This is a genomic window from Pseudomonas sp. S150 (genome assembly GCF_004526365.1).
GTDB lineage: Bacteria > Pseudomonadota > Gammaproteobacteria > Pseudomonadales > Pseudomonadaceae > Aquipseudomonas > Aquipseudomonas putida_A.
Genome location: NZ_CP038207.1, coordinates 1,890,383 through 1,911,023, shown reverse-complemented (window position 1 = coordinate 1,911,023; position 20,641 = coordinate 1,890,383). Strand labels below are relative to the sequence as shown.

The following is a 20,641-nucleotide window of genomic DNA, read 5'->3' as shown; positions in this document are numbered from 1 at the left end:
GAGCGGGCTTGCTCGCGAAAGCGGCATCAGCAACACCGCAGCAATTAGCGCTCAAACAACTCCATCTGCTCAAACCCACCGCGCAAATCCTCAAGTCTCACCCCCACACCCAACAACCGCACCGGCTTCCCGCCACGGTTGAACGCCTGGGTCAACATCAACTGATAACTGCCCAGATCGCGCCCTGCCCCGGCCTGCTCCAGTGTGGTCTGGGTAAAGTCATGGAACTTCACTTTGACGAACGGCTTGCCCGGTCGATAACTGCTGTCGATCCGCTCCATGCGGGTTTTCAGGGTTTCCAGCAACTCCGGCAGCTTGTCGAGGCAACTGCGCAGATCCGGCAGATCGACGTCGTAGGTGTTTTCCACGCTGATTGACTGTCGGCGGCTGTCGTTGTGCACCAACCGGTCATCGATCCCACGGGCCAGACTCCAGAGTCGCTCACCGAAACTGCCGAATTCACGCACCAGCGCCAACTTGTCCCACTCGCGCAGTTGCAGGCAATCGACGATACCGAGCTTGCCCAGCTTGTCGGCAGTGACTTTGCCGACGCCGTGCAACTTGCTCACCGGCAAGCCACTGACGAAATCCTCGACCTGGTCCGGAGTAATCACGAACAACCCGTTGGGCTTCTTCCAGTCGCTGGCGATTTTGGCCAGAAACTTGTTCGGGGCCACGCCCGCAGACACGGTGATGTGCAACTGATTGGAGACCCGCCGGCGGATATCCTGCGCGATGCGCGTGGCACTGCCGCCAAAATGCGCGCTGTCGGAGACGTCGAGGTAGGCCTCATCAAGCGACAGTGGCTCGATCAGATCGGTGTAATCGCGAAAGATCGTATGGATTTCCTTCGAGGCTTCGCGATAGGCCTCCATGCGCGGCTTGACGATGGTCAGGTCGGGACACAGCTTCAAGGCATGCCCGGACGACATTGCCGAACGTACGCCATACGCCCGCGCTTCATAGTTGCAGGTGGCAATGACCCCACGCCGATCCGCCGACCCGCCCACCGCCAGCGGTTTGCCGGCCAGGTTCGGGTCGTCGCGCATCTCGATGGCGGCGTAGAAACAGTCACAGTCGACGTGGATGATTTTTCGCTGGGTCATGACAGAAAAGGAAACATGGCGAGCCGGAAACGCAGTATCTCACTCGCACCTGTATATAGCACCAGTGGTCTGAAGGTTCTTTTCAGGTTGTAGGAAAACAACCATGAATTTATTTTCTCAATCGAGAATCATCGAACGATAGAGCTGAAAGCCTTGCCCCACCTGCCCTGCGCGCCCGTCTCCTGCACTGGAAAAAGCGCTAACCGATTGAACAGGAACAGATTTATCCAGATTCAAGGTTGACACCCCGGCGATCCTCTGTAGAATGCCGACACACAGACGCGGGATGGAGCAGTCTGGTAGCTCGTCGGGCTCATAACCCGAAGGTCGTCGGTTCAAATCCGGCTCCCGCAACCAAACATCAAAAAAGGCTACTCGAAAGAGTGGCCTTTTTTGTGTCTGTCTGTTTTTCAGACCAGCCTCTGCATCACGCACATCCGGGCGAACAGGAATTCGTTGCATTTCCGAAACTTACCGCGCCGCTGCGACCGTTTGACGCAAATTCACACTTATTTGACCCTTTACGGGATTAGCGGTTGACACCTCGCCGTTCGCCTGTAGAATGCCGCCACACAGACGCGGGATGGAGCAGTCTGGTAGCTCGTCGGGCTCATAACCCGAAGGTCGTCGGTTCAAATCCGGCTCCCGCAACCAAACATCAAAAAAGGCTGCTCGAAAGAGTGGCCTTTTTTGTATCTGTGGAAAAAGTCCTTTCGCAACAATGATCTGTCACGCTGCAGTGAAACGCTCAGGATCATCAGACCCGCCGAGTTGCGACTATGCTTGAGTCGCAGGCAAGACGTCTGCAATCCATGACCCGCCCTCGCCGATCCCGGATGAGAGGCGTAGTATTTTGTGATTATTTTTTTCTACAGGGATTGGTAACTTGGCTGGATACCTCCATCCTGTCGCGCACAATCCAAGAGGTGATTGATGCGCGCCAACTCGTCTGATTCACAAGACACCGTCACAGCAGAACATCCGATCAAACCCGAGCGCCTGCGCTTGCTGGATCGGTTGAGCAAATATCGCCAGCCGATCGGTCTGGCGGTCACGTTGCTGCTGTTTGCCATTGCGCTGATTGCCTGCCGCCATCTGCTGAGCGAACTCGATCTGTATGCCCTGCATGACTCGATCCTGGCGGTGCCGAAACCGGCCCTGCTCGGCGCAGTGGCTGCTACGGTGGTCGGCTTCATCATATTGCTGGGCTATGAATGGTCGGCCAGCCGCTATGCCGGCGTGACACTGCCGCCGCGCACTCTGGCGCTGGGCGGCTTTACCGCATTTGCGATTGGCAACGCCATCGGCCTGTCGCTGCTGTCCGGCGGCTCGGTGCGCTACCGTTTATATGCACGCCATGGGCTGGGCGCCTCCGAAGTCGCGCACATGACGCTGTTCGCCAGCCTGTCGCTGGGTTGCGCCCTGCCACCGCTGGCGGCTCTCGCGACCCTGAGTGACCTGCCCGCCGCCTCCGCCGCACTGGGCCTGTCGGAAGGCCTGCTCGGCACGATTGCCATGGTGGTGCTGGGTCTCGGCGCTATTCTGGCGATCGGCATCTATCGCCGCCGCCTGCCGGAGCAGCCGTACCGCGACAACCTGCTGGTCAGGGCCGGTCGCCGGACGCTGCGCCTGCCGGGCCGACGCCTGACCTTCCTGCAACTGATCATCACCGCCCTCGACGTCGCCGCAGCGGCCACCGTGCTTTATCTGCTGCTGCCGGAAGCCCCGCCGTTCGGCGCGTTCCTGCTGGTGTACCTGCTGGCCCTGGCCGCCGGCGTCCTCAGCCATGTGCCTGGCGGTGTCGGGGTTTTTGAAGCGATCCTGCTTGCCGCGTTTGCCGACACCCTCGGGGCCGCGCCACTCGCCGCCGCCCTGCTGCTCTACCGTCTGATCTACGTCGTGCTGCCGCTGCTGGTGGCCTGCCTGTTCTTGCTGATCAACGAAGGCCAGCGCCTGTTCCAGACCCAGACCATGCGCGCCGCATCCGGTCTGGCCGCGCCGATTCTGGCGGTGCTGGTGTTTCTGTCCGGCGTGGTGCTGCTGTTTTCCGGTGCCACCCCGGAAATCGACACCCGTCTTGAACACATCGGTTTTCTGATCCCGCATCGTCTGGTTGACGCCTCGCACTTCGGCGCCAGCCTGATCGGTGTGCTGTGCCTGATGCTGGCGCAGGGCCTGCGCCGTCGCCTGTCAGCCGCGTGGATGCTGACCACCATTCTGTTGCTGGTCGGCGCCCTGCTCTCGCTGCTCAAAGGCTTCGACTGGGAAGAAGCCACGCTGATGACACTCACCGCCGCGTTGCTAGGAGTGTTCCGTCGTTCGTTCTATCGCCCGAGCCGCCTGACCGAACTGCCGTTCTCGCCGCTGTATCTGGTGGCCAGCCTTTGCGTGTTGGGCGCCTCGACCTGGTTGCTGCTGTTCGCCTATCAGGACGTGCCGTACAGCCATCAACTGTGGTGGCAGTTCACCCTCGACGCAGACGCCCCGCGCGGCTTGCGTTCGTTGCTCGGCGCCGCCGTGCTGTTACTGGTGATCGCGCTGACCTGGCTGCTGCGCACCGCGCGCCCGGTGATCCACCTGCCGACCCCGGACGAACTGGATCGCGCCGCGAAAATCCTGATGGCTTCGTCGCAACCCGATGGCGGCCTCGCGCTGACCGGTGACAAAGCGTTGCTGTTTCACCAGAACGACGAAGCCTTCCTGATGTACGCCCGCCGTGGCCGCAGCCTGGTGGCGCTGTACGACCCGATCGGCCCCGGCCAGCAACGCGCCGAGATGATCTGGCAGTTCCGCGACCTGTGCGACATCCATCACGCCCGCCCTGTGTTCTACCAAGTGCGCGCGGAGAACCTGCCGTACTACATGGACATCGGCCTGACCGCGATCAAGCTTGGCGAAGAAGCCCGGGTCGATCTGCTGCGCTTTGACCTGGAAGCCAAGGGCAAAGAGATGAAGGACCTGCGCTACACCTGGAACCGTGGCACTCGCGATGGTCTGTCGCTGGAAATCCATGAGCCGGGCCAGGCGCCGATGGACGAGTTGAAAGTGATTTCCGATGCGTGGCTGACCGGCAAGAATGTGCGCGAGAAAGGTTTCTCCCTCGGTCGTTTCAGCGACGATTACCTGAAGCATTTCCGTATTGCGGTGATTCGCTTCGAAGGTCGCCCGGTGGCGTTCGCCAACCTGCTCGAGACTTTCAGCCATGACCTGGCCAGTCTCGACCTGATGCGCTCGCACCCGGACGCCCCCAAGCTGACCATGGAATTCCTGATGGTCGGTTTGATTCAACACTATAAGAGTCACGGATACGCGCGCTTCAGCCTGGGCATGGTGCCGTTGTCGGGGTTGCAACCCCGGCGTGGTGCACCGCTGACCCAGCGTCTGGGCTCGATGGTCTTCCGCCGTGGTGAGCAGCTGTACAACTTCCAAGGCTTGCGCCGCTTCAAAGACAAGTTCCAGCCTGACTGGGAACCCCGTTATATGGCAGTGCCCGCCGGACTCGATCCGCTGGTGGCGCTGGCCGATACTGCTGCCCTGATCGCGGGCGGCTTGACTGGATTGGTGAAACGCTGATGATTCAACGCTCCCTGAAGTACATCCTGGCCGCACTGATCGTGCTGGCCGTGATTGCCGGCGGTGGTTACTGGTACCTCAAACGCCCGGCACCGCAACCGACTCTGCAACCACTGACGGCCGCCGACGGCACGGTCATGACCCGCGTCATACCCGGCACTCAGCCCAAAGCGCAGGTGCTGGTCGCGGTCAATGACGACCAGAAGCTGACCGACAACCAACTGAGCACCTTGAGCCGCAGCGCCTCGGCGCAGATCGTTCAGGTGATTCTGCCCAAGGACTGCCTGCAACAGAGCCGCGCCCTGCAAACCGGCCTGCGCGAACTGAATGGCCCGGCCACGCTGGTCAGCGGTATCGGCCCTGGCGCGGTACTGGCCTGGCGCTGGTTGTCCGAGCAGAAGGACGACAAGGCCCAGGCGATCTCGGTTGACCTGGCGCTGGAAAAACCCGGTTGCACTCACCTGCTGCCGAAATCCGCGGCTCATGGCCACTGGCTGGTGGCGTGGAACGACAACCCGGACGACACCAGCGCCGGTTTCGTGCGCGATCAACCGAACGCCGAAACCAGCATCAGCGACTACGACATCAACCTGCCGCAGGTGCTGAACAACGAGCTGCGCAAGATCCTCGTCGGCGGCGACAAGGCCAACGGCGGTCTGGCAATCCCGGTGGTGGAAGTGCCGGCCGGTCAGGCCAAAGACACCGTCACGCTGTTCCTCTCCGGTGACGGCGGCTGGCGCGACCTCGACCGCGACGTAGCGGGCGAGATGGCCAAGATTGGCTACCCGGTGGTCGGCATCGACACCCTGCGCTACTACTGGCAGCACAAGAGCCCTGAGCAAAGCGCCCTGGACCTGACCGAACTGATGCAGCACTACCGGCAGAAATGGGGCACTAAACGCTTCATCCTGACCGGTTACTCGTTCGGTGCCGACGTCCTGCCAGCGATCTACAACCGCCTGCCGGACACCGAGCAGCAACGCGTCGACGCCATCATCCTGCTGGCTTTCGCCCGCACCGGCAGCTTCGAAATCGAAGTCGAAGGCTGGCTCGGCAACGCCGGCAAAGAAGCCGCCACCGGCCCGGAAATGGCCAAGTTGCCAGCGGCCAAAGTAGTGTGCATCTACGGCGCCGAAGAAACCGACGAAAGCGGCTGCACCGACAAGACGGCAGTCGGCGAAGCGGTGAAACTGCCTGGCGGCCACCACTTCGACGAGAACTACCCGGCGCTGGCCAAGCGTCTGGTGGACCTGATCGAGAAGCGTCAGAGCAAGGATCAGCCGACAGAGTGATCTGCGCCGGCAGAACAAAAAGCCCCCGCAACTTCGCAGTTGCGGGGGCTTTTTACATCTCGGACGACTAACCCATTCCCCTGTAGGAGTGAGCCTGCTCGCGATAGCGGAGTGTCAGCCACCTAGTTGCCAACTGACACACCGCTATCGCGAGCAGGCTCACTCCTACAAGGGAATTGCGCTGAATTCAAATAATCATCAATCCTTGCAAGCGTATCTTGCCCGCATATAGTCATGGCTGATCGCTTGTGCCGGATCGAAGTTGATCAATCGCTCCATAGCTTGCGCTTCAATCCGAAGGTTCTCGAGATCATCCTGCTTTTCTTGTTTCGATGATGCAGTCATACGCGTCTCGCTCATTTGCACACGCCAGTTCGTGTCAGACGTTTAGTATCGTTTACTTCCAGTTTCTCAATATCAGATGACGCCCACAGACCTTGTAGGCAAACTCCGAAACTCGTGTTCGGGCGCTTTGCGGCTCTATTGCGCTGTTTTTTGACGAGATACTCTCCGGACGTCGCTGACCCATTCAGCGATCGGGTGTGGTAACCCGGAGAACCCAGCGCAAGAGCCCGCTCATCGAGTAATGGCGGCTGTGCGTGGGACGCTTTCGAGCGTGCCGGTTTCCTTGGTTCCCGGTTTACCACCCTGCGTACAGTCGCCTCCCTTTCGTGTGGTAACGAAAGTCGCGGCACTTCGAACCAAGGAGTAACACGATGACCGAAACTGATCTGCACGGACCCGCAAACATTAAAACCATCGGCTTCACCCCCTTCCTCTACCACTCGGATCAAGCGTTCTTCAACGTCCGCGCCGGCATCCCGATCATCGATGCCCTGTCCCAATCCTCCGACCTGCTGTCCCTCGCCAAATCCTTCGCCGAGGACGCTGCCTTCATCAAATACACCGACCGCCATGCCTGGGCTGCGCATTACCTGACGGTGATGGGCAAAGCCTTGATTGATGACGTGATCCAAGCGCTGATGCCGCGACCTGCGCGGACGAAGACCGAATCTGAAGAAGAATTGCCTGAAAGCCACTGACACCACAGAATCCTTGTGGGAGCGAGCTTGCTCGCGAATGCGGTGAATCAGCCACCACATGTCTCGACTGACACTCGGCCTTCGCGAGCAAGCTCGCTCCCACAGGGGATTTGCAGTGGGTTAGAGGTTTATGTGCGGGCACAAAAAAGCCCCCGCCAGCCTTGAAGCTGACGGGGGCTTTTCAGTTGAGGCGGGGTTACATCTCGACCTGCGTCCCCAACTCAATCACCCGGTTCAGCGGCAGATTGAAGAAACGCAGGTTGCCGTTGGCATTCTTCAACATGAACGCAAACAGCGCCTCGCGCCAGCGGGCCATGCCTTCGAGTTTCGAGGCGATCACCGTTTCGCGGCTGAGGAAGTAGGTGGTGCGCATCGGGCTGAAGTCCAGATCATCCAGATGGCACAGCTTCAACGCCTGCGGCACATCCGGCTCGTCGGTGAAGCCGAAGTGCAGGATGACGCGGAAGAAGCCTTCGCCGTGGGCCTCGACCTCGAAGCGGCGCGATGGCGGCACACGCGGGATGTCTTCGTAGACCACGGTCAGCAGCACCACTTGCTCGTGCAGCACCTGGTTGTGCAGCAGGTTGTGCAACAGCGCATGCGGCACGGCGTCGGAACGCGCGGTGAGGAACACCGCGGTGCCCTGCACACGGTGCGGCGGTTGCACGCGGATGCTGCTGATGAAGATCGGCAGCGGCAGCGCGCCTTCGTCGAGGCGATCGACCAGCAGCTCCTTGCCGCGTTTCCAGGTGGTCATCAGGATGAACAACACGATCCCCGCCAGCACCGGGAAGGCACCGCCCTGAATGATCTTCGGCACGTTGGCCGCGAAGAACATGCCATCGACCAGCAGGAAACCAAGCAGAATCGGCACCGCCAGCAGCGGTGGCCATTTCCATAGCAGCAGGATCACCGCAGCCACCAGAATACTGGTGATCAGCATGGTGCCCGTCACTGCCACGCCGTAGGCAGACGCCAATGCGCCGGAGGACTCGAAACCGATCACCAGCAGAATTACGCCGACCATCAGCGCCCAGTTCACCGCACCAATATAGATCTGCCCCTGTTCGGCACTGGATGTGTGCTGAATGTGCATGCGCGGAATGTAGCCAAGCTGAATTGCTTGACGGGTCAGCGAAAACGCACCGGAAATCACCGCTTGCGAAGCGATCACCGTGGCCAGGGTTGCCAGCACCACCAAAGGCACCAGTGCCCAGTTCGGCGCCAGCAGGTAAAACGGGTTACGTGCCGCTTCCGGGTTTTCCAGGAGCAATGCGCCCTGACCGAAGTAGTTCAGCACCAACGCCGGCAGCACCAGCACCAGCCAGGCACGGGCAATCGGCTTGCGCCCGAAGTGGCCCATGTCGGCATACAGGGCTTCAGCACCGGTCAGCGCCAGCACCACCGCACCGAGAATCGCCACACCCATGCCCGGGTGAACCATGAAGAAACGCACGCCCCAGATCGGGTTCAGCGCATTCAAGACTTCAGGGTGCCTGACGATCCCGCTGACACCCAGCCCACCCAGCACCAGGAACCACACGACCATCACCGGGCCAAACAGCTTGCCGATGCGATCGGTGCCGTGTTTCTGGATCAGGAACAGTCCGACCAGGACCACCAGCGCCATCGGCACCACCCAGCGCTCCAGGCCATCGAATGCCAGCTCCAGACCTTCCACCGCCGACAATACGGAAATCGCCGGGGTGATCATGCTGTCGCCGTAAAACAGTGCGGCACCGATCAATCCCAGGATCACCAGCACCGTCTGCAATTTGGGATAGCGGCTGGATGCGCGTCGCGCCAGGGCGGTCAGCGCCATGATCCCCCCTTCGCCCTGGTTGTCGGCCCGCAAGACGAACAACACGTACTTGATCGTGACGACCCAGATCAGCGACCAGAATATCAATGCCAGAATCCCGAAGACGCCGTCGTGATTGACCGGCACCCCATAATGACCGGCGAATACTTCTTTGAGGGTGTACAACGGGCTCGTGCCGATGTCGCCGTAAACTACCCCGACTGCCGCGACCAGCATGCTCAGCGGTTTTGCAGCCGAATGCTCGGCGCCCGCCGCCTGACTACTTGCCTGACCCATCCAACACTCCTGATTCTCGAACCGGCTTCTTTGAATGAAGCACTATGCTTTGTGGTGCAGCATGCGCTGTTTTACCTGTTGTTACAGACGTTTTGTTGACTGTAAAAAATTGGTAAAGCTCAACGGCGCGAAGCATAGCGCAGCACTCGTCGTATTTCCCTGCATAAAGCTGGTCAAGTGCGTTGCTCATCGCTAGAATTGCGCACTTTTTGATCAGAGGCGCACCCTAAGCGCCCATCCGTCGACTTTCCCACACGGCAAGCGACGTCACAAAACACCGAGGTTAGACATGTCCACCACTCCTGCGCCGGCCAATCCAAAGGTTGGCTTCGTATCTCTGGGTTGCCCGAAAGCACTGGTCGACTCCGAGCGCATCCTGACCCAGCTGCGTATGGAAGGCTATGACGTGGTGTCCACCTATCAGGACGCCGACGTGGTGGTGGTCAACACCTGCGGCTTCATCGACTCGGCCAAGGCTGAGTCGCTGGAAGTGATCGGTGAAGCGATCAAGGAAAACGGCAAGGTGATCGTCACCGGTTGCATGGGCGTGGAAGAAGGCAACATCCGCGACGTACACCCGAGCGTGCTGGCCGTGACCGGTCCGCAGCAGTACGAGCAAGTGGTCAACGCGGTGCACGAAGTGGTGCCGCCGCGTCAGGATCACAACCCGCTGATCGACCTGGTGCCGCCGCAAGGCATCAAGCTGACTCCGCGTCACTACGCCTACCTGAAGATTTCCGAAGGCTGCAACCACAGCTGCAGCTTCTGCATCATCCCGTCGATGCGCGGCAAACTGGTCAGCCGTCCGGTGGGTGATGTACTCGACGAAGCCCAGCGTCTGGTCAAATCCGGCGTCAAAGAGCTGCTGGTGATTTCGCAAGACACCAGCGCCTACGGTGTCGACGTGAAATACCGCACCGGTTTCTGGAACGGCGCGCCGGTGAAAACCCGCATGACCGAACTCTGCGAAGCGCTGAGCACCTTGGGCGTGTGGGTCCGTCTGCACTACGTTTACCCGTACCCGCACGTCGACGAGTTGATCCCGCTGATGGCCGCCGGCAAGATCCTGCCGTACCTGGACATCCCGTTCCAGCACGCCAGCCCGAAAGTCCTGAAGGCGATGAAACGCCCGGCGTTCGAAGACAAGACTCTGGCGCGGATCAAGAACTGGCGCGAGATCTGCCCGGACCTGATCATCCGTTCGACCTTCATCGTCGGCTTCCCGGGCGAAACCGAAGAAGACTTCCAGTACCTGCTGAACTGGCTGACCGAAGCCCAGCTCGACCGCGTCGGCTGCTTCCAGTACTCGCCGGTAGACGGCGCCCCTGCCAATGATCTGGACCTGGAAGTGGTACCGGACGACGTCAAGCAGGACCGTTGGGAGCGCTTCATGGCGCACCAGCAGGCGATCAGCTCGGCACGCCTGCAAATGCGCATCGGCCGCGAGATCGAAGTGCTGGTGGACGAAGTCGACGAGCAAGGCGCCGTCGGCCGCTGCTTCTTCGATGCCCCGGAAATCGACGGTAACGTATTCATCGACAACGGCAGCAACCTCAAGCCGGGCGACAAGGTCTGGTGCAAGGTGACTGACGCTGACGAATACGACCTGTGGGCTGAGCAGATCTAAACACCACGAAGTACCTGTGGGAGCGGGCTTGCTCGCGAAGGCGGTGTATCAGACACTGGTATGTCGACGGATACACTGCTTTCGCGAGCAAGCCCGCTCCCACAGGGGATAGTCGTGTCATCAAAAGCCCCGCTCTTTTTTACGAGATGCGGGGCTTTTTTACGGCTATGGTTTACCGGGGGAAGGACTCCCTTGAAACGAACAAGAGGCCATCGGGCATGCGTCAGCATTCGGTCATTCACACGCCGAAACTCAGCGATTATCAGGAACTGACCCGGGTCTGGGAGGCCTCGGTTCGCGCGACCCATGATTTCCTGCCGGACAGCTACATCGAGTTGCTGCGTAATCTGGTGCTCACGCGTTACCTGGATGCAGTGATGCTGATCTGTACCAAGGACGCCAACCAGCGCATCACCGGATTCGCCGGGGTGGCGGCGGGCAAGATCGAAATGCTGTTCATCGATCCCGAGTATCGTGGCCAAGGCTTGGGCAAGAAACTGCTCAACTACGCCATGCAACATCTGAATGCCGATGAACTCGACGTCAACGAACAGAACCCGCAGGCACTGGGATTTTATTTCAAGCAGGGTTTTGAAGTGATCGGCCGCTCGGAGGTGGATGGCATGGGCCAGCCGTACCCGTTGCTGCATATGCGCCTGCGGCAGACCCAGCAGCGCTCAAGCCACGCCTGACACACCAAAGTACCCTTGTAGGAGTGAGCCTGCTCGCGATAGCGCCGGACCAGCCGACATCAATGCTGAATGTCAGACGGCAATCGCGAGCAGGCTCACTCCTACAAAAAACCACCTACCGAAATGGAACCGGGCTTAACCGGCGCCAGGCAGGTACAATGCCCACCCCTTTTTTGTTACGGCCCTGTCATGACTGACCCGATTCGCCTCTCCAAACGCCTCATCGAACTGGTCAGTTGCTCCCGCCGGGAGGCCGAACTGTTCATTGAGGGCGGCTGGGTCACCGTGGACGGCGAAGTGATCGACGAACCGCAATTCAAGGTCGGCGACCAGAAGGTCGAGCTCGACAAGGACGCCCAGGCCACCGCGCCGGAGCCGGTCACGATTCTGCTCAACGTGCCGGCCGGCATGGATGTCGACACCGCCATGCAGTCGCTCAGCGCCGACACCCTCAGCGACGAGCATCGCTACGGCAAACGCCCGCTGCGCGGGCACTTCCTGCGCCTGACGGCCAGCGCCGATCTGCAGCCCAAGGCCAGCGGCCTGCTGGTGTTCACTCAGGACTGGAAAGTGCTGCGCAAACTGACTGCCGACGCGGCCAAGATCGAGCAGGAATACGTGGTCGAGGTCGAAGGCGACATGGTTGCCCACGGCCTCAATCGCCTGCAGCACGGCCTCACCCACAAGGGCAAGGAGCTGCCGCCGGTCAAGGCCAGCTGGCAGAACGAAAACCGCCTGCGCTTCGCCATGAAGAACCCGCAGCCGGGGATCATCGCGCAGTTCTGCGAAGCGGTTGGCCTGAAGGTCGTCGGCATCCGCCGCATCCGCATCGGCGGCGTGTCGATTGGCAAGGTTCCGGTGGGCCAATGGCGCTACCTGTCCGGCAAAGAGAAGTTCTAAGGCTTCCACTGCCGCCACACATTCCGGCAGCGCGCCTGCGTGCTGCCCACAACGATTATCAGGATTACCCACATGATTCATAACGACGTATTGCGTAGCGTGCGCTACATGCTCGACATCAGCGACAAGAAAGTCATCGAGATCATCAAGCTCGGCGGCCTGGACGTGGAGCTGAAAGACGTCGTCGCGTACCTCGACAAGAAAGAAGAAGACGAAGAAGGCTTCGTGCGCTGCCCGGACGAAGTCATGGCGCACTTCCTCGACGGTCTGGTGGTGTTCAAGCGCGGCAAGGACGAAAGCCGTCCGCCGCAGCCGATCGAAGTGCCAGTGACCAACAACATCATCCTGAAGAAGCTGCGCGTGGCCTTCGAACTCAAGGAAGACGACATGCACGCGATCCTCAAGGCAGCCGAGTTCCCGGTGTCCAAGCCTGAGCTGAGCGCACTGTTCCGCAAGGTCGGCCACACCAATTACCGCGCGTGCGGCGACCAGTTGCTGCGCAACTTCCTCAAGGGCTTGACCCTGCGCGTTCGCGGCTGATCTGCGCCACAAGCTCTGAATCGGCGGCGCGGCCTTCGCGAGCAAGCCCGCTCCCACAGGTTTTGTGGCTGACACAAAACCGGACTCCACTCGAGATCCCTGTGGGAGCGGGCTTGCTCGCGAAGGCGTCCGCCCGGCCACCTCGGGTTATCATCCCCACCCCGCTCTCACCTCGACTCCAGACCATGACTTACAACGTCTCCCCCATCGGCTTCGTGCGTTCCTGTTTCAAGGAGAAGTTCGCCATCCCGCGCCAGCCGCAACTGGCCCCCGCCGCCCGTGGCGTGCTGGAGCTGGTGGCGCCGTTCGATCAGGGAGACGCCGTGCAAGGGCTGGAGCAGGTCAGCCATGTCTGGCTGTTGTTCCTGTTTCATCAGGCGCTGGAAGAAAAGCCGCGCCTGAAGGTGCGGCCACCGCGTCTGGGCGGTAACAAGTCCATGGGCGTGTTCGCCACCCGTGCGACCCACCGTCCCAATGGCATCGGGCAGTCGGTGGTGAAGCTGGACAAGGTCGAGGCCCATCGGCTGTTCATCTCGGGGATCGATTTGCTCGACGGCACGCCGATTCTCGACATCAAACCCTATGTACCTTACGCCGACATCATCGCTGACGCCTCCAACAGCATCGCCAGCGCCGCGCCACAGCTGATTGACGTGCGGTGGACGGACGCCGCACTGCAACAGGCGCACGGCCATGCTCAGCGCCTCGGCGAGCCTTTGGTCGAGTTGATCGAGCAGTGTCTGGCCCAGGATCCGCGTCCGGCGTATCAGACGCCGACACCAGAGCGCGAATACGGTGCGCAGTTCTGGGATCTGGACGTGCGCTGGCATTACCCGACGCCGGAGCAGATCCGGGTACTGGAAGTCATCCCCGCCAACACCTGAATCCCCGGAAACGCAAAAGCCCGCGCTGCCTTCTCACGCAACGCGGGCTTTTCTGTGTAGCACGAAACCAATGTGGGAGCGGGCTTGCTCGCGAAAGCGGTGCGCCATTCAACATTGACGTCGACTGACAGCCCCCTTCGCGAGCAAGCCCGCTCCCACAGGTATTGCGGGTTACTTCTCGACGAATGCACGCTCGATCAGGTAGTCACCCGGCTCGCGCATCCGCGCCGAGATCTTCAGGCCGAAGCTGTCGAGCACTTCGCTGGTCTCGTCGAGCATGCTCGGGCTGCCGCAGATCATCGCGCGGTCGTCCTGCGGATTGATCGGTGGCAGGCCGATGTCGCTGAACAGCTTGCCGCTGCGCATCAGGTCGGTCAGACGGCCCTGGTTCTCGAACGGCTCGCGGGTCACGGTCGGGTAGTAGATCAGCTTGTCACGCAGCGCTTCACCGAAGAACTCGTTCTGCGGCAGGTGCTCGGTGATGAATTCGCGGTAGGCGACTTCGTTGACGTAACGCACGCCGTGCACCAGGATCACTTTTTCAAAGCGCTCGTAGGTTTCCGGGTCCTGGATCACGCTCATGAACGGCGCCAGACCGGTGCCGGTGCTCAGCAGATACAGGTGCTTGCCCGGGTTCAGGTCGTCCAGCACCAGGGTGCCGGTAGGCTTCTTCGAGATGATGATCTCGTCGCCTTCCTTCAGGTGCTGCAGCTGCGAGGTCAGCGGACCATCCTGCACCTTGATGCTGAAGAACTCGAGATGCTCTTCCCAGTTCGGGCTGGCGATCGAGTAAGCGCGCATAAGCGGGCGGCCGTTGGGCTGTTGCAGGCCGATCATCACGAACTGACCGTTCTCGAAGCGCAGGCCCGGATCACGGGTGCACTTGAAGCTGAACAGAGTGTCGTTCCAGTGATGAACACTGAGGACACGCTCGTGGTTCATGTTGCTCATGTACGTGGGACTCCTGGATATTGGGTCTGCGCTCGCCTTTGCGGCCAACAGTGCGCAATTGCATCGCATTCTAATAGCGACGACAATATCTGTTAACTGGATTATTAAGATAAGGGTTATCGGTTATATCGATATGCGATTTACTCTTCGTCAACTGCAAGTCTTCGTCGCCGTCGCCCAGCAGGAGAGCGTATCCCGTGCTGCGGGTCTGCTCAACCTCTCGCAGTCGGCGGCAAGCACCTCGATCACCGAACTGGAGCGCCAGTCCAGCTGCCAGCTGTTCGATCGCGCCGGCAAACGCCTGAGCCTGAACGCCCTCGGTAAACAGCTGTTGCCGCAAGCGGTGGCCCTGCTCGACCAGTCCAAGGAAATCGAAGACCTGCTCAACGGCAAATCCGGTTTCGGCTCACTCTCGGTGGGCGCCACCCTGACCATCGGCAATTATCTGGCGACCCTGTTGATCGGCGGCTTCATGCAGCGCCACCCGGAAAGCCAGGTAAAACTGCACGTACAGAACACTGCCAATATCGTGCATCAAGTCGCCCACTACGAAATTGATCTGGGTCTAATCGAAGGCGACTGCAGCCATCCGGACATCGAAGTGCAGAGCTGGGTCGAAGATGAACTGGTGGTGTTTTGCGCGCCGCAGCATCCGCTGGCCAAACGCGGCAGCGCGACCATGGAAGAGTTGACGCACGAGGCGTGGATTCTGCGCGAACAGGGTTCCGGCACGCGCCTGACCTTCGATCAGGCGATGCGTCATCATCGCAGTGCGCTGAATATCCGTCTTGAGCTGGAACACACCGAAGCGATCAAGCGCGCGGTGGAATCAGGGCTGGGGATTGGCTGTATTTCGCGGCTGGCGCTGCGTGATGCGTTTCGACGCGGCAGCCTGGTGGCGGTGGAAACCCCGGATCTGGACCTGGCGCGGCAGTTTTACTTCATCTGGCACAAGCAAAAGTACCAGACCTCGGCCATGCGCGAGTTTCTCGATCTGTGCCGCGCCTTCACCGCCGGGGTGCAGCGCAGCGACGAGATCGTCTTGCCGAGTATCGCTTAAAGCAGAATCACCGCCCACACCAGGGCAATCATGCTCAGGGCCACGAATTGCGCGGCGCTGCCCATGTCCTTGGCGTTCTTCGACAGCGGGTGCAGTTCCAGGGAAATGCGGTCAATCGCCGCTTCTACCGCCGAGTTCAGCAACTCGACGATCAGCGCCAGCAGGCACACGGCGATCAGCAGTGCCTGTTCGACGCGACTGACATTCAGGAAGAACGTCAGCGGAATCAGCACCACATTGAGCAGGACCAGTTGGCGAAATGCGGCTTCGCCGGTGAAGGCTGCGCGCAGGCCGTCCAGCGAGTAACCGGAAGCGTTGAGGATGCGTTTCAGGCCGGTCTGGCCCTTGAAAGGTGACATAACGTAAAAACCAACCAGAAAGGAGTGGGAAAGCTAGAGCAACAAAAGTCAAAAAAGCGTGAAGACGCCAGCCTTTATTGGCTCGGAATTGACTCAAGTTGTTGCAGAAGTAATGCCGCCTGAGTCCGGGTGCGCACATTCAACTTGCGAAAGATCGCCGTGACGTGGGCCTTGATGGTCGCTTCGGACACGCTCAACTCGTAGGCAATCTGCTTGTTCAGCAGGCCTTCACAGACCATGGTCAGTACGCGGAACTGCTGCGGGGTGAGACTGGCCAGGCCGTCGCTGGCGGCTTTGGCTTCATCGGAGACACTGACGGCTTCGAATGCCTGCGGGGGCCAGAACACATCGCCATCGAGCACCTTGCGCACGGCTTGCTGAATCACATTCAGGTCGCTGGACTTGGGAATGAAGCCACTGGCGCCAAACTCGCGAGACTTGACCATGACCGAGGCTTCTTCCTGCGCCGAAACCATCACCACCGGAATCTGCGGGTACTGCCCGCGCAGCATGACCAGACCGGAAAACCCGAACGCGCCGGGCATGTTCAGGTCCAGCAGGACCAGATCCCAGTCGGATTTTTCGGTCAGGCGCGCTTCCAGCTCGGCGATGCTCGCCACCTCCACCAGTCGCACATCCGGGCCAAGGCCCAGTGTCACCGCTTGATGCAGCGCGCTACGAAACAGAGGGTGATCATCGGCAATCAGGATGTCGTATGTGGCCATTTTTCAAATGATCCTGTTTTTTGATGGCAGACCCGACGCATTCGGGCCTCGCCAAAGCAACTCGAGATACCGCCGCACAGCGCTATCCACAGGGGCACGTTCAACGCCAATCACGAGCAAACACGGCGTTTCAAACCTTGGCCGCACCCCAATCGGCGCCAAGCATGCCCAGCGTAGCCGGGGTGGTCAAGCAGCACGGCCGCCGCTGGGTGAAGTATGGGCCACTATGGGGCCAACACCGCTTGCGGCTTTCGTATATAAGGCAAGAGCTCGGCGTGGGCCGGAGTCGACTCGTTGAGCGGCAACTGTTGTTTGGCGCCCAGATAGTGCTGGCTGAACACATCGAAGTAAGCGTCCAGCGCCGACGCTGCATCGCTGTCCCCGGCCAGTTCCAGGCACAAAGCCGCGACTTCGGCGGTGCAAAGGTGCTCGCTGCGGGTCGAGCGGCGCAGGCGATAACGCGAGAGTCTGTCGGGCAGCAGGCTGAGAATCGGCAAGCGGTCGAAGTACGGACTCTTGCGGAAAATCTTGCGCGCCTCGGTCCAGGTCGCATCCAGCAGGATGAACAACGGACGCTTGCTGCTATCGGGCACGACGGTGTTGGTCACCCGCGACGGTTCTACATATTCGCCGGGAAATACAAGGTACGGCTGCCATTGCGGGTCGTTGAGCAGCGCCAGCATCCGCGGATCGGGTTCGGTGCGCGACCAGATGAACGCGTGGTTGTCGCGCACCACATCGGCGATCAGCCAGCCGGTGTTGCTCGGCTTGAACACTTCCTTGCCGGTCATGATCAGACACACACCGGAACGGGTTTCGACGGTCGGCCGCCAGGCGCACAGGCAGTGGCTGATGATCACCCGGCAGTCGCGGCAACGCTCGGAGCGAAAACCACGGGCCTGAATCGGCTTGATACCTTCGTCCTCGCGCTGGTCACGCAAGCGGGCTACGGCGTTGGGGGCATGATGGATCACGGGCAACGCCTTATGGCAGGAAAACTCGACACACACAGCACTCGGCAAGGCAATAAAGGCCGGCAGTTTACCAGAGCGACGAGCGCAAACCTGTACCGTCCCGACCGGCTCCCCTATAATCCGGCGCCACTGAACGCACAGCCACGGGGCTGGTCGAACCACCAGTCACTGAATCAGGAGAGTTTCATGCTGCGCCTTATCGTTCCTACCGCGGCCATCGCACTGGCGTTGTCCTTCAGCGCACAAGCGGCGTCCTTGAAAGAGCAGAATCTGAACAAAGAACTGCGCAACATCGCCGAGCAAAGCAGCGTCGGCACGCCGCGGGCGATCAATGAAGACATTCTCGATCAGGGCTACACCGTTGAAGGCGTTACCCTGATCAACCACCTGAGCGTGCAGGCCAGCCACGCCGAGAAGATGCGCGCCGATCCAAAAGCCGTGTATTTCCAGCTGGGTGCTTCGGTGTGCAATAACCCGTCGTACCGCAAGCTTATGGCCAAGGGTGCGATCATGCGTTACGACTTCAGTGAATATAAAACCAACAAGGCCATCGGCTCGGCCAGCTACCAGGATTCCGATTGCCCGAAAGCTGCCCCGGCGAAGAAGAAGTAATCATCGGGTATTGGCGCGCCGTTGTTCATCTTCGGCGCGCAATTCGGCCACCAGGGCCTGCAAGTAGCGAGAACGTCGTTCTCCACCTGCCAACCGACGGCAGCACTCCTCTTCGAGACTCACTTGATTGGTCTCGGCTGATGCTTTCAGCATCCGATACAACTGCGTATCGATTTCCAGAACCACTCTGGCCATCTCTCCCGCCTCCATGCCTGCTACCCGCGAATCCTTGAAAAGCGCGCACCCTGCGTACGGTTGCCGACTCAAAGCTGTCGTACAGTGCCTGTAGGTTAGTAAATCAGAGTGATTGCTCTACGGCGTACGTTCGGACGAGTGGTGAATATTCATTGCCAGCCAACCCGCGACGGTTGCCAGGAAAGCCTGCGCGGCGTAAAGATCAACTCAGCGCAATGGCTCGCAAGGGTCTAGATTCAAAGTATTCCCGATCACCTGTTCACGGCAGCAAAAGGAGCTGCCGAGTGTGTTTTTTTTGCAGCGCGGCACTGACGCCGCACGTCAGGGCCACCCGCTCTGTGCAGAAGGAGACGTTGAATGCCTTACCAACCGAATGACCTGCTCAGCCGACATTTTCAGGAAAGCGGCCCCGACCTCATCAGCAAGGTCGAAGAACAGCTCAAGCAGATTTCCCCCGACAGCCCGAACCTGCCGATTTATCGCGATATGATCCTGACCGTGCTGCGCATGGCCCAAGAGGATCACAACCGCTGGAACGCCAAGATCACCCTGCAGGCCCTGCGTGAACTGGAGCAGGCGTTCCGGGTGCTGGAACAATTCAAGGGACGACGCAAAGTCACGGTATTCGGCTCGGCGCGCACGCCGGTCGAGCACCCCCTGTATGCAATGGCGCGTGAACTCGGCGCGGCCCTGACGCGATCAGACATGATGGTCATCACCGGTGCGGGTGGCGGGATCATGGCCGCCGAGCACGAAGGCGCCGGGCGTGACCACAGCCTCGGGTTCAACATCACCCTGCCCTTCGAGCAGCATGCCAACCCGACTGTGGACGGCACCGGCAATCTGCTGCCGTTCCATTTTTTCTTCACCCGCAAACTGTTCTTCGTCAAGGAAGCCGATGCGCTGGTGCTGTGCCCTGGCGGGTTCGGCACCCTGGACGAGGCACTGGAAGTACTGACACTGATCCAGACCGGCAAAAGCCCGTTGGTGCCGGTGGTGTTGCTGGATGCGCCGGGCGGAACATTCTGGCAAGGCGCCCTGGACTTCATTCGCCAGCAACTCGAAGAAAACCACTACATCCTGCCCACCGACCTGAAACTGATGCGTCTGGTCTATAACGTCGATGAGGCGGTGGAGCAGATCAACCAGTTCTACAGCAACTTCCACTCCAGTCGCTGGCTCAAGCGTCAGTTCGTGATTCGTATGCATCACAAGCTCAGTGACGTGGCGATGGCGCATATGCAGGAGGCTTTCGCCGATCTGTGCCTGAGTGACCAGTTCCATCAACACGCTTACAGCGGCGAGGAACATGACGAAGCGCAGTACAGCCACCTGGTGCGGTTGGCTTTCGCGTTCAATGCCCGAAATCATGGCCGTCTCAGGGAACTGGTGGATTACATCAACCTCCCCGAAAACTGGGCTCACACCCAACCGCAGACCGCCCAACGTGCACGTGAGCCATCAAAGGTAATTTGAAGGCAAAAAAAAACGGCCCGCTATTTTCATAGCGGGCCGTTTCTATTAAACCGACTTAATCGTCCATGCTTCTGCCGCTGAACAAGCGGTTGATCATCTCCATCGAAAAACCCCGATAGGCGAGGAAGCGGCCTTGTTTGGCCCGCTCCTTGGCGTCAATCGGCAAGTGTCCGGAGAACTTGCGTTGCCACGTCTCGCGAAGCTGCTCCTGCCAGTCGATACCGCTTTCACGCAGGGCGAGTTCGATATCGGCGCGTTGCAAACCACGCTGACCCAGCTCTTCGCGAATGCGCAAGGGGCCATAGCCGGAGCGGGCACGGTAGGAAACAAAGCTTTCAAGGTAACGGGCTTCGGAAAGCAGTCCCTCTTCCGTCAACCGGTCGAGGGCTGTTTCGATCATTTCCGCCTCAGCGCCGCGCTGACGCAGTTTACGCGTCAGTTCGACTCGACCGTGCTCGCGTCGAGCGAGCAGGTCCATGGCGGTTCGCCGCACCGCGACGAGGGTATCGAGTACAGCGGTGGTCATCGCTGCGA

The 20,641-nt window shown here is 60.1% G+C and carries 20 protein-coding genes and 2 tRNA genes; 13 read left to right on the top strand and 9 right to left on the bottom strand.

Annotation, left to right across the window (positions count from 1 at the left end):
- Positions 1-44 precede the first annotated feature (44 nt).
- The gene (gene dinB, locus E3Z29_RS08760; RefSeq protein ID WP_098967529.1) at positions 45-1,106 is read right to left on the bottom strand and encodes a DNA polymerase IV; all 1,062 of its coding nucleotides are present in this window, start codon (positions 1,104-1,106) and stop codon (positions 45-47) included.
- Positions 1,107-1,386: 280 nt separating this feature from the next.
- Here dinB and E3Z29_RS08755 point away from each other — a divergent pair.
- The 4 genes from E3Z29_RS08755 (at position 1,387) to E3Z29_RS08740 (ending at position 5,971) form a co-directional block, all read left to right on the top strand.
- A tRNA-Met gene (locus E3Z29_RS08755) sits at positions 1,387-1,463 on the top strand.
- Positions 1,464-1,683: 220 nt separating this feature from the next.
- Positions 1,684-1,760, top strand: a tRNA-Met gene (locus E3Z29_RS08750).
- A 279-nt stretch (positions 1,761-2,039) separates the two neighbouring features.
- Positions 2,040-4,679, top strand: a complete 2,640-nt coding sequence (gene mprF / locus E3Z29_RS08745) for a bifunctional lysylphosphatidylglycerol flippase/synthetase MprF (protein WP_134785572.1) — start codon at positions 2,040-2,042, stop codon at positions 4,677-4,679.
- Positions 4,679-5,971 (top strand): virulence factor family protein, encoded by a 1,293-nt coding sequence (locus E3Z29_RS08740; RefSeq protein WP_027611097.1) that lies wholly within the window; start codon positions 4,679-4,681, stop codon positions 5,969-5,971. Before mprF ends, E3Z29_RS08740 begins: the two co-directional genes overlap by 1 nt.
- 198 nt (positions 5,972-6,169) lie before the next feature.
- Here the strand turns inward: E3Z29_RS08740 and E3Z29_RS29350 are convergent, their stop codons facing one another.
- On the bottom strand, positions 6,170-6,316 hold the full coding sequence (locus E3Z29_RS29350) for a hypothetical protein (RefSeq protein WP_167734055.1): 147 nt from the start codon (positions 6,314-6,316) through the stop codon (positions 6,170-6,172).
- A 371-nt stretch (positions 6,317-6,687) separates the two neighbouring features.
- Here E3Z29_RS29350 and E3Z29_RS08730 point away from each other — a divergent pair, with 371 nt between their 5' ends.
- Positions 6,688-7,014, top strand: a complete 327-nt coding sequence (locus tag E3Z29_RS08730; protein ID WP_134785571.1) for a DUF3077 domain-containing protein — start codon at positions 6,688-6,690, stop codon at positions 7,012-7,014.
- A gap of 196 nt (positions 7,015-7,210) precedes the next feature.
- Here the strand turns inward: E3Z29_RS08730 and E3Z29_RS08725 are convergent, their stop codons facing one another.
- The gene (locus E3Z29_RS08725) at positions 7,211-9,052 is read right to left on the bottom strand and encodes a potassium transporter Kup (RefSeq protein ID WP_372241221.1); all 1,842 of its coding nucleotides are present in this window, start codon (positions 9,050-9,052) and stop codon (positions 7,211-7,213) included.
- A 349-nt stretch (positions 9,053-9,401) separates the two neighbouring features.
- Between E3Z29_RS08725 and rimO the strand changes: the two genes are divergently transcribed.
- The 5 genes from rimO to tsaA all read left to right on the top strand — a co-directional run bounded on the left by rimO (position 9,402) and on the right by tsaA (position 13,755).
- Positions 9,402-10,739 carry a 30S ribosomal protein S12 methylthiotransferase RimO gene (rimO, locus tag E3Z29_RS08720; protein ID WP_003222282.1) on the top strand — a complete coding sequence of 446 codons (1,338 nt, stop codon included), beginning with the start codon at positions 9,402-9,404 and terminating at the stop codon, positions 10,737-10,739.
- A 218-nt stretch (positions 10,740-10,957) separates the two neighbouring features.
- On the top strand, positions 10,958-11,431 hold the full coding sequence (locus tag E3Z29_RS08715; protein ID WP_134785569.1) for a GNAT family N-acetyltransferase: 474 nt from the start codon (positions 10,958-10,960) through the stop codon (positions 11,429-11,431).
- A 189-nt stretch (positions 11,432-11,620) separates the two neighbouring features.
- Positions 11,621-12,331 (top strand): rRNA pseudouridine synthase, encoded by a 711-nt coding sequence (locus tag E3Z29_RS08710; RefSeq protein WP_134785568.1) that lies wholly within the window; start codon positions 11,621-11,623, stop codon positions 12,329-12,331.
- 72 nt (positions 12,332-12,403) lie between these two features.
- Positions 12,404-12,871: a DUF1456 family protein gene (locus tag E3Z29_RS08705; protein WP_027611093.1), complete on the top strand. Its 468-nt coding sequence runs from the start codon at positions 12,404-12,406 to the stop codon at positions 12,869-12,871.
- Positions 12,872-13,056: 185 nt separating this feature from the next.
- Positions 13,057-13,755 (top strand): tRNA (N6-threonylcarbamoyladenosine(37)-N6)-methyltransferase TrmO, encoded by a 699-nt coding sequence (gene tsaA, locus E3Z29_RS08700; RefSeq protein ID WP_103367818.1) that lies wholly within the window; start codon positions 13,057-13,059, stop codon positions 13,753-13,755.
- A gap of 171 nt (positions 13,756-13,926) precedes the next feature.
- Here tsaA and fpr read toward each other — a convergent pair whose 3' ends face one another.
- Positions 13,927-14,706: a ferredoxin-NADP reductase gene (gene fpr, locus E3Z29_RS08695; RefSeq protein ID WP_007908723.1), complete on the bottom strand. Its 780-nt coding sequence runs from the start codon at positions 14,704-14,706 to the stop codon at positions 13,927-13,929.
- Positions 14,707-14,839: 133 nt separating this feature from the next.
- On the opposite strand from fpr, the gene E3Z29_RS08690 reads away from it, so the two are divergent.
- On the top strand, positions 14,840-15,766 hold the full coding sequence (locus E3Z29_RS08690) for a LysR family transcriptional regulator (protein ID WP_007964377.1): 927 nt from the start codon (positions 14,840-14,842) through the stop codon (positions 15,764-15,766).
- Here E3Z29_RS08690 and E3Z29_RS08685 read toward each other — a convergent pair.
- The 3 genes from E3Z29_RS08685 to E3Z29_RS08675 form a co-directional block, all read right to left on the bottom strand.
- Positions 15,763-16,125: a diacylglycerol kinase gene (locus E3Z29_RS08685; protein WP_003222276.1), complete on the bottom strand. Its 363-nt coding sequence runs from the start codon at positions 16,123-16,125 to the stop codon at positions 15,763-15,765. The two genes, E3Z29_RS08690 and E3Z29_RS08685, sit on opposite strands and share 4 nt — an antisense overlap.
- A gap of 74 nt (positions 16,126-16,199) precedes the next feature.
- Positions 16,200-16,850: a response regulator transcription factor ErdR gene (gene erdR / locus E3Z29_RS08680; RefSeq protein ID WP_027611090.1), complete on the bottom strand. Its 651-nt coding sequence runs from the start codon at positions 16,848-16,850 to the stop codon at positions 16,200-16,202.
- A 224-nt stretch (positions 16,851-17,074) separates the two neighbouring features.
- Positions 17,075-17,821: a tRNA-uridine aminocarboxypropyltransferase gene (locus E3Z29_RS08675; RefSeq protein ID WP_177408950.1), complete on the bottom strand. Its 747-nt coding sequence runs from the start codon at positions 17,819-17,821 to the stop codon at positions 17,075-17,077.
- Between the two features lie 189 nt (positions 17,822-18,010).
- Between E3Z29_RS08675 and E3Z29_RS08670 the strand changes: the two genes are divergently transcribed.
- Positions 18,011-18,436 carry a PA3611 family quorum-sensing-regulated virulence factor gene (locus tag E3Z29_RS08670; RefSeq protein WP_027611088.1) on the top strand — a complete coding sequence of 142 codons (426 nt, stop codon included), beginning with the start codon at positions 18,011-18,013 and terminating at the stop codon, positions 18,434-18,436.
- Here E3Z29_RS08670 and E3Z29_RS08665 read toward each other — a convergent pair whose 3' ends face one another.
- Positions 18,437-18,631 carry a hypothetical protein gene (locus E3Z29_RS08665; RefSeq protein ID WP_027611087.1) on the bottom strand — a complete coding sequence of 65 codons (195 nt, stop codon included), beginning with the start codon at positions 18,629-18,631 and terminating at the stop codon, positions 18,437-18,439.
- A gap of 357 nt (positions 18,632-18,988) precedes the next feature.
- Here E3Z29_RS08665 and E3Z29_RS08660 point away from each other — a divergent pair, with 357 nt between their 5' ends.
- Positions 18,989-20,107 (top strand): TIGR00730 family Rossman fold protein, encoded by a 1,119-nt coding sequence (locus E3Z29_RS08660; protein ID WP_134785567.1) that lies wholly within the window; start codon positions 18,989-18,991, stop codon positions 20,105-20,107.
- A 55-nt stretch (positions 20,108-20,162) separates the two neighbouring features.
- Here the strand turns inward: E3Z29_RS08660 and recX are convergent, their stop codons facing one another.
- The gene (gene recX, locus E3Z29_RS08655; RefSeq protein ID WP_027611085.1) at positions 20,163-20,633 is read right to left on the bottom strand and encodes a recombination regulator RecX; all 471 of its coding nucleotides are present in this window, start codon (positions 20,631-20,633) and stop codon (positions 20,163-20,165) included.
- Positions 20,634-20,641 lie beyond the last annotated feature (8 nt).

What these genes read in the sequence shown, in the direction of transcription:
- dinB (WP_098967529.1), bottom strand. Translation starts at nt 1,106, where the DNA reads ATGACCCAGCGAAAAATCATCCACGTCGACTGTGACTGTTTCTACGCC.
- mprF (WP_134785572.1), top strand. Translation starts at nt 2,040, where the DNA reads ATGCGCGCCAACTCGTCTGATTCACAAGACACCGTCACAGCAGAACAT.
- E3Z29_RS08740 (WP_027611097.1), top strand. Translation starts at nt 4,679, where the DNA reads ATGATTCAACGCTCCCTGAAGTACATCCTGGCCGCACTGATCGTGCTG.
- E3Z29_RS29350 (WP_167734055.1), bottom strand. Translation starts at nt 6,316, where the DNA reads ATGACTGCATCATCGAAACAAGAAAAGCAGGATGATCTCGAGAACCTT.
- E3Z29_RS08730 (WP_134785571.1), top strand. Translation starts at nt 6,688, where the DNA reads ATGACCGAAACTGATCTGCACGGACCCGCAAACATTAAAACCATCGGC.
- E3Z29_RS08725 (WP_372241221.1), bottom strand. Translation starts at nt 9,052, where the DNA reads ATGCTGGTCGCGGCAGTCGGGGTAGTTTACGGCGACATCGGCACGAGC.
- rimO (WP_003222282.1), top strand. Translation starts at nt 9,402, where the DNA reads ATGTCCACCACTCCTGCGCCGGCCAATCCAAAGGTTGGCTTCGTATCT.
- E3Z29_RS08715 (WP_134785569.1), top strand. Translation starts at nt 10,958, where the DNA reads ATGCGTCAGCATTCGGTCATTCACACGCCGAAACTCAGCGATTATCAG.
- E3Z29_RS08710 (WP_134785568.1), top strand. Translation starts at nt 11,621, where the DNA reads ATGACTGACCCGATTCGCCTCTCCAAACGCCTCATCGAACTGGTCAGT.
- E3Z29_RS08705 (WP_027611093.1), top strand. Translation starts at nt 12,404, where the DNA reads ATGATTCATAACGACGTATTGCGTAGCGTGCGCTACATGCTCGACATC.
- tsaA (WP_103367818.1), top strand. Translation starts at nt 13,057, where the DNA reads ATGACTTACAACGTCTCCCCCATCGGCTTCGTGCGTTCCTGTTTCAAG.
- fpr (WP_007908723.1), bottom strand. Translation starts at nt 14,706, where the DNA reads ATGAGCAACATGAACCACGAGCGTGTCCTCAGTGTTCATCACTGGAAC.
- E3Z29_RS08690 (WP_007964377.1), top strand. Translation starts at nt 14,840, where the DNA reads ATGCGATTTACTCTTCGTCAACTGCAAGTCTTCGTCGCCGTCGCCCAG.
- E3Z29_RS08685 (WP_003222276.1), bottom strand. Translation starts at nt 16,125, where the DNA reads ATGTCACCTTTCAAGGGCCAGACCGGCCTGAAACGCATCCTCAACGCT.
- erdR (WP_027611090.1), bottom strand. Translation starts at nt 16,850, where the DNA reads ATGGCCACATACGACATCCTGATTGCCGATGATCACCCTCTGTTTCGT.
- E3Z29_RS08670 (WP_027611088.1), top strand. Translation starts at nt 18,011, where the DNA reads ATGCTGCGCCTTATCGTTCCTACCGCGGCCATCGCACTGGCGTTGTCC.
- E3Z29_RS08665 (WP_027611087.1), bottom strand. Translation starts at nt 18,631, where the DNA reads ATGGCCAGAGTGGTTCTGGAAATCGATACGCAGTTGTATCGGATGCTG.
- E3Z29_RS08660 (WP_134785567.1), top strand. Translation starts at nt 18,989, where the DNA reads ATGCCTTACCAACCGAATGACCTGCTCAGCCGACATTTTCAGGAAAGC.
- recX (WP_027611085.1), bottom strand. Translation starts at nt 20,633, where the DNA reads ATGACCACCGCTGTACTCGATACCCTCGTCGCGGTGCGGCGAACCGCC.